The organism is Brevibacterium sp. UMB1308A (assembly GCF_030230605.1).
Classification (GTDB): Bacteria; Actinomycetota; Actinomycetes; order Actinomycetales; family Brevibacteriaceae; genus Brevibacterium.
The window spans coordinates 1-14,092 of the sequence record NZ_JASPDO010000018.1 but is presented as its reverse complement, the minus strand read 5'-3'; the positions used below and the strand labels follow the sequence as shown (position 1 = coordinate 14,092).

The 14,092-nt window shown below is 59.2% G+C and carries 12 protein-coding genes; 5 read left to right on the top strand and 7 right to left on the bottom strand.

Going from position 1 to position 14,092, the window contains the following annotated elements:
• Window positions 1-93 precede the first annotated feature (93 nt).
• Window positions 94-1,875, top strand: coding sequence for a DUF5635 domain-containing protein (locus QP868_RS08465; RefSeq protein ID WP_284926139.1), 1,782 nt, complete (start codon window positions 94-96; stop codon window positions 1,873-1,875).
• 116 nt (window positions 1,876-1,991) lie between these two features.
• Here the strand turns inward: QP868_RS08465 and QP868_RS08460 are convergent, their stop codons facing one another.
• From QP868_RS08460 to bioB, 3 genes are all read right to left on the bottom strand, one after another.
• The gene (locus QP868_RS08460; RefSeq protein WP_284926138.1) at window positions 1,992-2,837 is read right to left on the bottom strand and encodes a hypothetical protein; all 846 of its coding nucleotides are present in this window, start codon (window positions 2,835-2,837) and stop codon (window positions 1,992-1,994) included.
• Window positions 2,838-2,872: 35 nt separating this feature from the next.
• Window positions 2,873-3,103 carry an amphi-Trp domain-containing protein gene (locus QP868_RS08455; RefSeq protein WP_204515242.1) on the bottom strand — a complete coding sequence of 77 codons (231 nt, stop codon included), beginning with the start codon at window positions 3,101-3,103 and terminating at the stop codon, window positions 2,873-2,875.
• A 143-nt stretch (window positions 3,104-3,246) separates the two neighbouring features.
• Window positions 3,247-4,644, bottom strand: a complete 1,398-nt coding sequence (gene bioB / locus QP868_RS08450) for a biotin synthase BioB (RefSeq protein ID WP_284926137.1) — start codon at window positions 4,642-4,644, stop codon at window positions 3,247-3,249.
• 201 nt (window positions 4,645-4,845) lie between these two features.
• Here bioB and QP868_RS08445 point away from each other — a divergent pair, with 201 nt between their 5' ends.
• Window positions 4,846-6,306 carry an APC family permease gene (locus tag QP868_RS08445; RefSeq protein WP_284926136.1) on the top strand — a complete coding sequence of 487 codons (1,461 nt, stop codon included), beginning with the start codon at window positions 4,846-4,848 and terminating at the stop codon, window positions 6,304-6,306.
• Window positions 6,307-6,399: 93 nt separating this feature from the next.
• Window positions 6,400-8,079 carry a serine hydrolase domain-containing protein gene (locus QP868_RS08440; protein WP_284926135.1) on the top strand — a complete coding sequence of 560 codons (1,680 nt, stop codon included), beginning with the start codon at window positions 6,400-6,402 and terminating at the stop codon, window positions 8,077-8,079.
• 125 nt (window positions 8,080-8,204) lie between these two features.
• Here QP868_RS08440 and QP868_RS08435 read toward each other — a convergent pair whose 3' ends face one another.
• Complete coding sequence (locus QP868_RS08435; protein ID WP_284926134.1) at window positions 8,205-9,650, bottom strand: ATP-binding protein; 1,446 nt, start codon at window positions 9,648-9,650, stop codon at window positions 8,205-8,207.
• A gap of 283 nt (window positions 9,651-9,933) precedes the next feature.
• Between QP868_RS08435 and QP868_RS08430 the strand changes: the two genes are divergently transcribed.
• Both QP868_RS08430 and QP868_RS08425 read left to right on the top strand, forming a co-directional pair.
• A complete protein-coding gene (locus QP868_RS08430) occupies window positions 9,934-10,842 on the top strand; it encodes a DUF2268 domain-containing putative Zn-dependent protease (protein WP_284926133.1) in 909 nt (302 codons plus the stop codon).
• 27 nt (window positions 10,843-10,869) lie between these two features.
• A complete protein-coding gene (locus QP868_RS08425; RefSeq protein WP_284926176.1) occupies window positions 10,870-11,649 on the top strand; it encodes a MerR family transcriptional regulator in 780 nt (259 codons plus the stop codon).
• Window positions 11,650-11,711: 62 nt separating this feature from the next.
• On the opposite strand, the gene QP868_RS08420 is transcribed toward QP868_RS08425, so the two are convergent.
• The 3 genes from QP868_RS08420 to QP868_RS08415 form a co-directional block, all read right to left on the bottom strand.
• Window positions 11,712-12,926 (bottom strand): CobW family GTP-binding protein, encoded by a 1,215-nt coding sequence (locus tag QP868_RS08420; RefSeq protein ID WP_284926132.1) that lies wholly within the window; start codon window positions 12,924-12,926, stop codon window positions 11,712-11,714.
• A 121-nt stretch (window positions 12,927-13,047) separates the two neighbouring features.
• On the bottom strand, window positions 13,048-13,320 hold the full coding sequence (locus tag QP868_RS12110) for a DUF4411 family protein (RefSeq protein ID WP_350309990.1): 273 nt from the start codon (window positions 13,318-13,320) through the stop codon (window positions 13,048-13,050).
• A 92-nt stretch (window positions 13,321-13,412) separates the two neighbouring features.
• On the bottom strand, window positions 13,413-13,937 hold the full coding sequence (locus QP868_RS08415; protein WP_284926131.1) for a CbrC family protein: 525 nt from the start codon (window positions 13,935-13,937) through the stop codon (window positions 13,413-13,415).
• Between the last annotated feature and the right edge of the window lie 155 nt (window positions 13,938-14,092).

The following is a 14,092-nucleotide window of genomic DNA, read 5'->3' as shown; positions in this document are numbered from 1 at the left end:
TCACTGTGAGATTAGAGGAGTCCTAATCTCACACTAATCTCCAAATCGGCGATTCACTGTGAGATTAGAGGCGTGCTAATCTCACAGTGATCAATGATTTCGCGAATCGGTGTGAGATTAATGGAGTGGCGCATGGTGCGTACTGGACTTGCAAAGCGACGAAAAGAGCTTGAACAACAGGTTCAAGCAATTCTTGAAACACATCAAGATGGATACCTCAGCTGCACACAAGAAACACAGGCGATCGACTTCAAAGAGGAAGCGAATCGGCGTGCGCAAGACGGACAGATTCATGCTGGTGAACGTACTAATCCCCAAGCTGCAACCAAGTTAGCTAATGAGGTGGCGTGCATGGCCAACAGTCCAGGCGGGGGAGCGTTGATCTTCGGTGTCGAAGATAAGACGGGAAAGATCATCGGCACTGAGCTCGACATTGATTGGTTGCGTGAACGGATCTTCAGAAGTATTGATGTCGCACCAGACATTCAAGAACGGCTCATTGATGGGCAACGTGTACTTGTTTTATTCGTCGCGGAATCACACGAACCTATTGAGGACGAAGGCGGAAGAATCCGCTGGCGAGTTGGTGACCAGTGCAAGCCTGTTGATCGCACAGAATGGTGGCAGGTCCGCGAGAGCATGCGAAATTACGACTTTATGGCTCAGCCTTCTGCTTTCGGTCCTGAAGATGTCCGGCCAGCAGCGATGCGAATCACTCAAGAATGGCTCGGTCATGACGAGTTGCGTAGGACCGACGAAGAGTTCTTGCGTTTTATCGGGGCGCTTCGCAGTGATGGAAAACTCTCTGAAGCTGCTGCTCTTCTTCTGTGTTCGGTGGAACATGTGGCAGTGGAACTCACTGAATTTGATGTTCCCGGTGGCTCGGTTCTTAATAGAGTTGCGGGGCACGCGGGGGATTCATTGGCAGAGCAAATTTCAAAGATAGAAGGTGCTCTTGATGTTATGAATACGAGGGTCACCGTGAAGTCTGGTTTAAGTGACCAACAAGTCCGACGCGTGCCACGTGATGCTGTTCGTGAAGCCATTTTGAACGGAATCATTCATCGTGACTGGAATCTTTCAGAGCCTACTGAAGTACGTTGGATTGATGCGGATTCCACCCTGGAAGTTGTTAGCCCCGGTGGATTTGTGGGTGAAGTTAATTCCTCGAACATTCTGAGTCAGCGGTCGGCGCGTTATCCTGCATTGGCCGATCTTTTCAGGGCGGTGGGCCTCGTTGATAAGCAAGGTGTAGGTGTCGACCGAATGTACCGATCGCAAATCGCGCTTGGTCACCGCCCTCCTGAAATTATTGAAATTCCGGGGCCATACGTACGCACGACTCTTGTGGGGGGAACACCCTCGACTCCAGTTGTGAAACTCATGGACAGCATTCGTCCTGTTGAGCGAAAAAAAGATTTCCGGCTTGCGATCCTTGTTTACCACTTATTGCACCATCCATTCGTGACCGAACGAAAGCTGGCAAAAGCGCTTCAAGCGTCGGACGAGTCGGCTCGAAACACGCTTCAGGTAGCAGTTCAAACCATGGTCGGTGGAGAGCCAGTGGTGAATAAATATCAAGATGTTTGGTTGCTGGGGGACGGTGCAATACGAATTGTGGAATCCTCGCAGACACCTGACGCTGTTTTCAAGGTGCTGGAATATCGCAGTACGGATGAGTTTCAGGTTAATCAGACCGTAGCCTTGTGGTTAGAGTCCCATCCGTCGATTTCGACCGGTGAACTTCGGATCCTTAGCGGGGTTTCGCAAACGACCGCAAAAAAGATGCTGGATGTACTTGTTGAAGGTGGAATGCTTAAGGCTGTCGGTAAGGGTCGGGCTTCACGTTACGAACCCATGCATTCAGTTGCCTGACCGCTCAGTCGGTAGGACTCCGGCGGATATATCCAAGCCCAGAGGGCGCAAAACGAGCGAAACTGCGCAATATAATGCGCCGTATCGCTCGCTTTGCGCGGTTTCGCCCTACAGCACTACGGCAACTGAAGCCCGTCGATATCGACCTTGGTGCCCGCCTTCAACCACGCAGGGCTGGAGGTGTAGATGATGCTGAATGGCACCTCGGCGCCTTTTTCCGTAAACCACAGAACCACGGGCCCGCGCTCGCCAAACGTACGCTCCGGCGGAGGCGTGAGCGCGGCACTAGCGAACATGGCCGTCTGCGCGATCACCCGAGCGCCCGTCTCATCGAAAGCCGCCGCGAACTTCTGCAACACACCCGTCAGATCCCAGTCGTCAACGTGGCTGACCTGGGGCGACGCCACATACGTGAGCTGCTGGGCAGGGATCGTGACCAGGGCAGTGTAGCGCTCGACCTCCTCCCAACTGTCTCGCGTGCGCACAGCCAGATCGGTGAGTGCGCGGGCATCGGCGCTGGTGAGCTCGTTGGGAAGTTCCGCGAACCACACGGTCAGAGACTCGTCGTTCTCAGTGAGCATGTCCGCGCACGTGACTCGCGTGTCACCCATGTCGGCGACGGGCAGGCGACCCAGGTCCACCCCGTATTTCGTGGCTCCCGTATAGTCCGTGAAGTCAATTGCCTCTGGCGTAAAAGTGCCCAGGTCCCAGCGCAATCGGCGGGTGTCCACGGTGGCAACGACCGAGGTGGGAATCCCCTCCGCCGGCTCCGCCGCCACCGTGGCGAGCCGAGTGAGGATAGGCGACTGCGTACCAGCCACATTGGGCAGTAGGTGGACGGTGCCACCTCGGTCGGACAGGGCTTGGGCGGCCAACCGCAGGCTCACCGGGTCAAACGCTGCCACACCTCCGTCGATGGGCAACGCGGTGTCAACGTTGTCGAGATCGTACTTCAGGCTCACGCAGTAACTCCTATGTGTAGCGCGTCTTCTGAGGCTTACTTCCAGGCGAGTTTGACCTCGATTTCGGACTTCCCGCCCTGCTTCACTTCGATTTCGTATTCGTAACTCACGGTGTCGGGGACGTCTACGGTGACGTCGTGATCGCCCGTTTGCACGCGCACTTCGTTCTGGCGTTCGATCGCATCGGCGAGTTCGCGCAACTTCTTCGCCGCCTGCTCGCGGGTCATCGATTCTTCTGATTCGTGTTCAAACAGTTTTTCGCTCATGCCGATATTCAATCAAGCGAGTCTGAACGGAAGATGTCCTAGCGAATCGAAGGAGTCGCAACGGCCCACCCTCGGCAAGGGAACCGTCGGTAACGGAACCTTCGGCAAGGGCGGGCCGCCTGAACATACGCGTTAGGTGGGAGTTACGCGTTGGGTGGGAGGTCGGTGCCGGCACCTCGGCGGCGGATCACCGGAACGGTGGGCGTTCCCGGCACCTCTCCGCGGCTCTTGGGGCACCCGCCCGAGGTGGGAGCGGCTCCGGCTGCCGCCTCGGCGGAGGTTCCCGCAGGGACCGCACCTGGCTTACCTGCAGCCCCACCGGCGCACGGCAAACCAGAACCAGCAGCCCCGCCAGCCACACCAACCTCGGTGCCACCCTGGGCGCCGTTGACCGCTGCCAGGTGGGCGTTTTTGCTGGCCAGGATCTGGTCGCGCAACGCCTTGGTGTCCTCTTGGCCCAAGATGGAGAAGCCGCCGTCGACGATCATGTCGAGGTCGGCGATAGCGTCCTGGCCTTCACTGGTCAGGTAGTCGCCCAGGAACAGCGAGTTGGCCACGTGCAGGCTCAGCGGCTGGAGCGTACGCAAGTGCATTTCACGCCCACCGGCGATGCGTAGTTCCTTGTCAGGGCACATGAACCGCACGGCAGCCAGGATGCGCATCGAGTGCTGCGGGGTGAGGTGGTGCACGCCTTCCATAGGGGTGCCTTCGAACGGGATGAGGAAGTTCACGGGGATCGAATCGGAGTCGAGTTCGCGCAGGGAGTCGATCGCTTCGATAACCTGTTCGTCAGATTCGCCCATGCCCACGATCAGACCCGAACACGGCGACAAACCGCCAGCTTTCGCCTTCTTCACGGTGTCCGTGCGCTGTTCGAACGTGTGGGTGGAGCAGATTTCTTCGTAGTTCGATTCGGCCGTGTTGAGGTTGTGGTTGTACGCGTCAACGCCGTACTCCTTGAGGCGTTCGGCCTGATTGTCCTTGAGGAATCCCAGGCACGCGCACACTTCCAGCTGCGGGTTGGAGTCCTTGATCGACTTGGTGATTTCGCCAACCCGGTCGATGTCACGGTTCGACGGCCCGCGCCCTGAGGCCACGAGGCACACGCGACCCGCGCCACCTTCCATGCCGAAGGTCGCTTGGCGGGTGGCGTCCTTGGTGCTCAGCCACGAGTATTTGAGGATCTCCGTGTCCGAGCCCAGGCGCTGCGAGCAGTACCCGCAGTCTTCGGGGCACAGGCCGGATTTGAGGTTGACCAGGTAGTTCACCTTCACGGTCATGCCAAAGTGCTTGCGGCGCACCCGTCCCGCGGCGGCGACGATGTCCAGCAGGTCTTCGTCTGCGGTGCGCAGGATTGCCAACCCCTGTTCCGAGGTCGCAGGAGTCCCAGCGAGCACCTGCGTGGCGAGCGCGTCGGGGTCGATGTGGGCCGCCGAGGTGGCAGGGGAGTTCGTGCTAGGGGAGTGCGGGGTGGTTGGTGTTCCCGCCGAGGTGGGGGCAACTGTGCCCTGTGTGGCTGGTGAAGCATTATCTACAGACATGGGACAAGTCTTGAACACTGTTCAATTGAATGCAAGTGGAGTGGGTTGTGAGTCTTGCGTGGCCCGCACCCCCAGCCGTCCAAAGCCCCACCATCCTCAGCGCCAAGTTTTATCCTGCGGAATTTTTACTTCACCATGTATATTTTTTCTGTGATGTAGGTAATAGCTTGCGGTCACTGTCGACCCCAATAGAAGGACACAATGATGGCGGAACTTAAGAAGTCTTTGAACATGTTCCAGCTCTTAGCCTTCGGCGTCGCCGGCGTCGTGGGCACGAGTTGGATCTACACCAACTCCAAGCTCTTTGCCGAATACGGCGCTGGCGGTGTGATTTTTGGTCTGATCGCTGGTGTGTTGTTGGCTGCGTGCGTGGCGCTTGCATATTCGGAGCTGACCACCACGTTCCCTCGTGCCGGTGGCGAGGTCGTGTACTCCTACACTTCGATGGGCCGAGGAGCCGCATTCATCACCGGTTGGATGCTGTTGGGTGCGTATGTGTCGTCGTTGGCGTTCTATGTCACCGCGTTTGGTTTCCTGCTGGCGAACTTTGTGCCGTGGGTCAACACGATCCCGCTGTACACCATTAACGACGAAACCGTGTACCTGCCCGTACTGCTCATTGGTATCGCGCTGACCGGTATTTTCTTCTTGCTCAACTGGTTTGGGATCGAAGTGGGCGCGCAAGTGCAGATGGCCATGTTCGCTGCGATCGTCGTGATTGGTCTGGCGCTGGTTGTGGTGGGGTTTACCACGGGTTCACCGCAGAACTTCTTCCCTGCCTACGCGCCTGATGCGCAACCGGTGGCCGACACTCTACGCTTCATCATTCCCGGCATGACGTTCTTGGCAGGTTTTGGTCTGGTGGCTGTTTTAGCTGAGGACGCCAACGTGTCACCGCGCAAAGTTGGCCGCGCCGTAGGGTTCACCGTCCTTGCTGCCGGAGGTTTCTACTGCCTGGTGCTGGCTGCGACCGCTTGGGTGTTGCCATGGCAGGACGTGGCAGAAATGGACTTGGGAACCGTGTCGGCATTCCGCGAAGCCGGATTCGCCTGGCTAGGGGCTGGCGCCTACCTGATCGCTTTCTTTGGCCTGCTGACCAGCTTCTTAGGCCTGTTCGTAGCCAGCTCCCGCATCATGGTGGCGATGGGGCGCGCCCACTTGTTACCACCTCGGCTGGGGGACATTGACCAGCGCACCGGAACTCCACGCAAAGCCCTGATTGCAACCGCGGCCGTCACGCTGGGGCTGGGGTGGCTGGGACCCGGCGCGGTGGTGTGGTTCCTGGACACCGGAGGGGTGTACTTGGGGATCGTGTGGTTCATGGTGGTGCTGGCGAAGTACTTGACACCTCGGCGGTATCCGGAGCTGGAGCGCCCATACCGCACGCGCTGGGGTTTCCTGCCCGCGATCGGTGGAGTGGGTGCGTTGCTGGTGATCGTGTGGGCGATTTTGCCGGGCACGGGGTCGTCGCTGGTGTGGCCGTCGGAATACATCATTCTGGGTGTGTGGTGTGCGATCGGTGCCGTGCTTTATGCGGTGGCCGCGAAGAAGCAGATCAGTCGAACCGAAGGACTCAAAGCCCTGTTGGGTGACTCGTACGCTCACCTGCACCGGCACGAAGTTGAGGCTCAACAGCGCAAGACGGACCCGCCCAAAAAGTAGTTGCGCTGGCGGGAGCTGCGCGCACAACCGGAACACTCACACCCCCGTCCTTATGTCACCCCCACAACCCCCACGCTCACGAAAGGATTGACCGTGTCATTCGCCCCGTCCGTGCTCACTCAGGTGTGTGAAGAGTTAGAGGCTGAGGCATCGGCGGGAGGTGTCACGCAGCTGGCCTACGGGATTGTGTCCGGTGGCCAGTTGGTTGCCCAGCGTGACCCGGATGCGATCTTCCGGATCGCGTCCATGACGAAGTCCTTTACGGCGGCTGCGGTGTTGGGCGTGTGCCGAGGTGTCATTCCGGTATCCGGTACGGCACCTTCGCTGGATGACGAGTTGGTGGACTGGTTGCCTGACCTGCGGGAATCGCAGTGGGCTACCGGGATGACGGTACGCGATGCGCTGACAATGTCGACCGGATTGCCCAATGACGACCCATGGGCCGACCGCCTTGAGTCCTTGAGTGACGTCGGCATGCGTGACCTGATGAGGCAGCCTGCGGGCACCAACTTTGTGACGGGCACCGGGTATGAGTACGCCAACTACGGGTACGCGCTGTTGGGTGCGTTCGTGGAGGCGGCAACGGGCCGGGAGTTCACCGAGGTGGTCGCCACCCATTTGCTCACGCCCCTGGGGTTGGAGTCCACTGGTTTTGATGTGCGTGAGCTGGATCCTGGCAGGCTGGTCACGGGGTATCGGAAGAACTTGGCGGGAGAGTTGGAGCCGCAACCGTTCACGCTGCCCGGTGCGTTTTCGGCGATTGGTGGGTTGGCGTCCTCGGTGGCTGATGTTGCCCGCTGGATCAGTGTTCTCATGACGGCTGTGGATGGAAGCGCGGTGGTAGGTCGAGTGGCTGGTGAAGCCGCTGGGCTGGCCACCGTGGCAGGTGAGGCCGGTGGGGAAGGTGGGAGCGACCTCGGCGAGTTTCCCCTGGGTGCCAACCCGCGCGAGCAGCGCACGTGGCGCCGGATTCTGGCCGACTTGCAACAAGCGCAACGGCTCATCAGTGTCACGCGCAACGCCCGTGACGCGGTGGTGACAGCCGGCTACGGGTATGGGTTGCGGTGTTATTTCGATACGCAGTTGGGGCACAGTGCCGGGCATTCGGGCGGATACCCCGGGTTTTCGCTGCACATGAGGTGGCATGCGGCAAGTGGCACGGGGGTCGTGCTGTTGGCGAATGTGACGGGTTTCCCCGCCGAGGCGGTCGCCACCAACGCTCTTGACGCGCTGGTTTCGGATGTGCGCGACCGAGGTGACGGATCGGTTGCGTGGCCCAGGGCTGAAGCGGTGGAGGCGACTCCGGCACGCAAGGGTGCGGGCGCCTCGGGGGCTGGTGTTGGCGCCTCCGGCGGTGGGGCCGCTGGGGCTGGCGCGGGCGATGATGACGCTGGGGCTGGCGTTGTGTATGCGGTGGACCCGGTGTGCAGTTTTGCGCCGTCTGAGGAGGCGCGCGAGCGGGCTGCGCAGGCCGAACGGATGATTGCTGCGTGTGATGATTCGGGGGCTGACCAGGTGTTTTCGGGCAACATGGACATGGATGTGCCTAGGTCTGAGCGTCTGACGCACTGGGCCGAGGTGCGTGAGTACGTGGGCGGTGAAGGTTCGGTGGCTGCCGGGCTGGAAGGCATTGAGGTCACGTGGATCAATGCGCACGAGGCCACCTGGAAAGTGTGGGGCGCGGAACGCGACGGTCAGCAGCGTGGGCGCGAAGTGACCATGAAACTTAACGCGGCCGGGCTGATCCAAAAGTTGAAGGTGAAGAAGCTTTAGCTGGGTAGTGTTTTCAACTTCCCACTTAACTTCCCACTCGACTTAACACTTTGGGAAGCTGAGTGGGAAGTTAAGTGGGAAGCTTGTGGGGAGTGCGGTAGTGCTGAGGTTTTTCTACTGGTTGGCTATGTCTTGATGCGGTAGCGCTGCCGAGGACTTCTCAGTGGTTCGGTGCGCTCGACGACGCCTTCGGCGATGAGTTCGTTCACTGCTTTTTGCACTGCGGTACGGCTTAGTTTTGTGCTTTTCACCAGCTCCGATGTGGAGGCAGAGGCCTGACCCTTCAACACGGTGAGCACTTGGTCAAAGGCGCTTGCGTAGCGTTCCTTTTCTGCCACTCTCCGCCGGTGAAAAACAATGGTGAAGCTGTCTAGCCGGTTGATGTACTCAGGCGGTGGCATGAGGGCATCGGCGAGCGAGCGTTGAATGACAGCGATGCCCGTGCCCCTGTTCTCGGCAACAACACCTGCTCCACCTCCATCGGTGTGAAACTTCACGTCTTCAAGAAACGAAGAAAGGCGTTGGTTTCGGGTTGAGCTCACGCCTGGCTTCCCGAGGTTTCTTACGGTAACGCCCCCGTAGAGTCCTCCCGGACTCGTGATTTCGAGGCGATCAACGAACATGTTGATTTGCACCTGGCTACCTTGCGCGTGTGGCGAGTAATCCCGGTGCATGAGGGCATTCACAAGCGCTTCACGTACTGCGATAGGAGGGTAGTCAGGCAAATCCGAGCGGTACTTTTCGCCAATAAGTGCGGCCGTGCGCATGTTGTTTTTGACGACTTCGATTCCTTCATCGACGAGCTCAGGGATGGTTCCGGTGAGGGTTTTGCTGTCGAGGAGTCGAATCCCTTCCGTGACAGACCCCTTCGTTGTTCCCGGGAAGTTGGCAAAAGTCACCGTGAGACGTGGATAGAATTCCTGCGGGTACTCGCCCATGACCAGCAAGGACGCCAGGGTTGGGTGTCCGTCCTTAAGGATGCGCAGACGCTTCATTGCGGTTTCGATGCCGTCGTTAAACGTTTTGGGACGACGTTCGCGCTGAACAGCCATGTAGGCATTCACGGTGTCTGAATGTAGGTCTTCAAGTTGTGCTTCTGGTACGGGTTGTTCGTCCCATTTGGGTTGGACTCGTTCTTCAATGAGACGGTCGACTTCGTATTGCGTAAGTCGGATGTCGCCGTCGCCAACCCGTATATAGCTACCGCCATATTTTCCCTGGTCAGTGACGTAGCAAGGCTTGTCCTCGGAAGTCATCTCATTGACTTCCGCTACAACAACTAAGGAGTCTTCAAAGGGAACTGTGTCGATGAGTGGGCGTACCGGGGGTGTGGTTTGGGTGCATCGAGTTTCCAGTGCGTCCTGAGCTTTCGCTGCATCGAAGCCTTTCACGGGTAAAAAGCCGTTCGACTCATCCAGCCCCAGGATGATGAGGCCACCGTTGGCGTTTGCGAACGCGCTGAGGGTTTCGCGAATTGACTTGCCAACATTGCTCTTGACTTCGGTTGGTTGGTTGTCCGTCCCTACCAGCCGCAGTGTGTGGACGATTGACTCTAAGCGTTCGGTGTCCATGGAGTGCTCACTTACTTCCCACTTAACTTCCCACTCAACATAACACTTTGGGAAGCTGAGTGGGAAGTTAAGTGGGAAGCTTGTGGGGAGTTCGAAAATTCGACGCGGAAAGGCTTCCAAGCCACCTTTCCAAAGATCGTGTTTAACCTGGGCAAAACGAGCTAGGAACCCAAGGATAATGATTATCCTTTGGTGTGCACGCGCTGAATCCAAGGATAACCATTATCCTTGGATTAGACGGTGGTTGACCTTGTCCCAGCGTCAATGTTTACAGTCAAGCGTTATGACCATTTCATTGATTGACAGCACCTCTGCGATGGCGCAGATTTTGAATGTAGCCCCCGATCTGCGGGCGGATCTAGTGAGAGAGATGTGGGCGCCCATGGCCGGCATGTACCACTTCATTCCTGACGGGCTAGATATGGCGTCCGTCCACCGTCAAAACTTTGGTTTCGACTGGGAGAACACTACGGACCAGCTACACGAGGGTTTGAAGATGCTGGTGGAGGCTGATGCGTGGAGGCGAGTCGCTGGGGCGCTTGAGGTGGGAGTCGCCGCTTTGCAGGACGCCGATCCGAGCGTGATCGTGCCAGATCTCAAGGTGTTGCTCCTGCTCGGCGATCCAACCAACGACCATTTTCTCAATGAGGTTCAGGGCTTGTCGGGGTTCGGCGGAATCAGTGGCTACATAGCAATCACGGTGTGGCCCACCCAGCGCGTCCTCGATCGGCTCGAAGCCATCGCCGTCCATGAGCTCCATCACAATGTCCGCTATTCGCCCGGCGGTATCGTATGGAACCCCAACACAGTGACGGTTGGGGAGCACATCATCTCCGAGGGCCTCGCAGACACATTCGCCGCAGAACTCTACGGCGACACTGGATACACTCACTTCGTGGCGGATGCGACCCGCTCTGATGACCAGGTTCTTGCGAAGGTCGCGACCGGGCTTGATATCACCGGGATGCAGGACTTCGCGGCGTGGGTTCTCGGCGATGCCACAGCACAACGTTTCGGTGGTTCGCCGGTAGGCCTGCCCACCGGCGCTGGGTATGCTGCCGGAGCGAGGCTGGTTGCCGCGTACGTCGAAGCCGAAGGCACGACCGCGGCGCAAAACGTACGTACCCCCGCGGCGGAAATCCTGCTGCAGGCTCTGCCTCGCCTTGGTCTTGCACCGTCCGGGCGCGGCTGACGACTAAGAGGTGACGAGGAGTACGTGATGGAGTGGACCGTCAAGGAACTCGCCGAACGAGCAGGGATAAGCGGTCGCGCATTGCGCTACTACCATCGCATCGGGCTGCTTCAGCCCGACCGTGTCGGGTCCAACGGCTATCGCTACTACAGATCCGAGTCGGTCGCACGCCTACAGCACATCCTTCTCCTTCGAGACACAGGGATGGCTCTTACCGAGATTGCCACGGTACTCGACGCGCAGGATACCCCCAACGCTGAGATAGAAGCGCTTCAGGTCCACCTTCGGCGACTAGAAGCGGACAGGCAGACACTTGAGCGTCGCATTACCGCAGTTCAGCACACGTTGAAGATGCGCCGAGAAGGTCGCGCACCTCAGATGGACGTGATGCTCCAGGGCTTCAACGATGACTACGAAGCCGAGGTTGTTGAACGTTGGGGACGCGACGCGTTCGAAGCATCAAATCAGTGGTGGCATGGTAAGTCCGTTCGCGAACAACAGACATGGAAGGCTGACACGGAGGCACTCCTGGCGCGTTGGCGCGAACTCCAGGAAGCTGGCTACGAGCCCGATTCCACAGCCGCCCAAGAACAGGCGACCGCGCACATGAACTGGTTCGCTCAAATCCCTGGAACGCCAACACATTCCGGCGACAAAGAGAAGTCCACCGCGATGGTTCTCGGAGTCGCGGACCAGTACGAGTCGAATCCCGATTTTCACCTGACTTTCGGTAGCGAGGCTGCTGCACGATTCGCTGCCGACGCGCTCCGCAACCACATAAGGCACCTGCCGGAACACCGTGGCTAAGACGGCGAGCAGGAACGCTGCGATGCGCTCAAGAACAGGTGGCCTGTACCGAACCTGACACGCTAACTGTGGAGCCGCACCAGGGTACGCAAGCGCTCCAACCCAGGGGAGGCGGGGCCGTCAGCGGGAAGCTCCGTTAGAGCGGTCCGGGTTGCCACCTCGGCGGTGTGTTCATCCAGGTCAGCGCCGATCACCACCAGCGCGCTCCCGGCCACAGTGTCTTTTGCGCGAGAAGCAAAAACGTTGGGCCCCACCGCCTGCACCACGAACGCTTGCGTGCCCCGGCCGGTGGGCACGGTGACAAACCCCTTCGCCCGATACGCACCCGGCGGAAGGTCCTCGAGGAAGTCGAGAACCACCTCGGCGTTGACCGCGCCGGGAACCTCCACGGTGACGGAGTGGGCGTGGGTGTGGTCGTGAGCGGGCGCGTCGATCGAGGCGAGGCGTGCTTCGTCGCGCTCGCGGTAGGAGGCCATGAAGAGGTCGTGGAGGGGAAGTTCGGTTTGTTGCCACTCGGGGTTGGCGGGGCTGGTTTCCCCGGCCGAGGTTGTGGCGGTTTGAGTGTTGGGTTCGGGTGAGCCGTCGAAGAGTAGGTGCGGGTCGATCCTGCCCAGGACGGTGCTCACGACGTGTGCGCGAGGGTTGCGACTGTGTACGCGGTCGCGGATTTTGCTTATGTGTGCGTCGCGTTGGTTGGGCGGGATCAGGTCGAGTTTGTTGACAAGCACCAGGGTGGCAACTGCGTAGCGAAGTGGTGGGATGCCGCCCTGGTCGACGGTGGAAAAATGTTCGCACGCGTCGATCACGTCGATGACGCCGCCTAAGCGGAAACGACCTCGGCCCCAGCGGGAGACCAGGCGGGCTAAGGTGAGTGGTTCGGCGAAACCGCTGGCTTCAACCACGATCGCGTCGAGTTGGTGTTTGGGTGCGGCCATGGCGGCGAGGGCGTCTTCGAGGCCACCGGCGTCGGTGAGGCAACAGATGCAGCCACCGGAAATGGCGACTGGTTCGTTGACCTGATTGCTGATCAGTCCGGCGTCGATGTTGAGTTCACCAAAGTCGTTGACAATCACTCCCACTCGCGCGCTGGGGTGACGGAGCAGGTTGTTCAGCACGCTGGTTTTGCCGGCGCCCAGGTATCCGGTCAGCAGGATTACCGGGACGGGCGAGCGCACGTGGGTGAGGTTCGCGCTGGCCGGCGAGGTGGATGGGGTTTCGGCGAGGGTGCCGGCTGGCGTGCCGGAGTGGGAGTCGTGGCCTTGGTTCGTGTGCGTCACGCGATACAGGGTAATGAATCGTTGGCACCGGGGCTAGCAGGTGCGGTGATGGGACATGCTTGGCGGTGAGTCTGCTCTGCGTTTGGGGGTGGCTTCAGCGCAGGAACTCGCCCGCAGCTTATTAAGGCTCCAGAATTAGTCGCGCGCCAGTCTTTCTGAGCATCCCAAACGTATCGGTAGTGTTTACTTTCATTGCCTTACACACGTCGGGTATGAGGATTCGTTTTCGTGCCCCCGGTTGCGACTTTTCCATGGTGGCAACTGTGTGCCCGCGTGCCATGGCATAGGCGATTAGAAGGTAGTCGGCATGATTGTTTGTGAACTGATTGATGGCTACGGGTTTGTAATTCTGTGACTGTGCCCAGGTTGAAAGCTCGCTGAAGTGGGCGAGCACACGGTTCGATACACGGATAAGCCCCCCGGAAGGCCCGCGCCGGGATGGCCCGCACCGCGAAGGTCCGCGCCGGAAAGCCTGCCGGACAGTCGTTAGGACAGGTCTGGCCACACTAAATACTTGTCGCACACGAGGCACTGGAACAAGTGCGATACTACGTGACCGTATTTGACGGACTCCTTGATAAAGGTGCGAGCGTTGTCGTCGAGCGTGGGGTCAGCAAGAACTTCATCCAAAATACCGCGCGCGGTGAGCTCATCTGCCCCTGTCTCCCCAAGGTAGGCGCAGTAGTCACCACAGTGTGCGCGCCAGTATTCCTGTTGCCAGCTTCTGAAACCGGGAGTGCGGTGGATTAGCTCATCTAGTTTGTCCGGGTCATCGACACCTTCTTCTAGGTTGTACTCATCCTGGAACTCGCCCTCAAATATTTTGGCGGCTCGTCCGCTGGCGATGCATGTGGGGCACAGGGCATTTGGTGACTTGACTGCCCAAAACGGGCCACTGTAGAAAACATGGGTGGCCTGCGCGCAGGAGTCGCACACCACAGGGTCGTCGCTGCGTTCGAATGCGTCCGTTGCGAAAGGGTCGGGGTGGTAGCGGAAAATGGGTATTTCCATGGGTGCTCCTGTGACTGGTTTCTACTCCTGTCATCGTACTGCGTGGACTCTTTCCCCAGGGGGTTGTCGCCTGCAGATGGGGGGTGTCCCTATGGTGTTTGTCAAGCCGCGGTCGGGGTGCGGGGCTCGTATAGGGTGCCTGTTTTCATCATCGC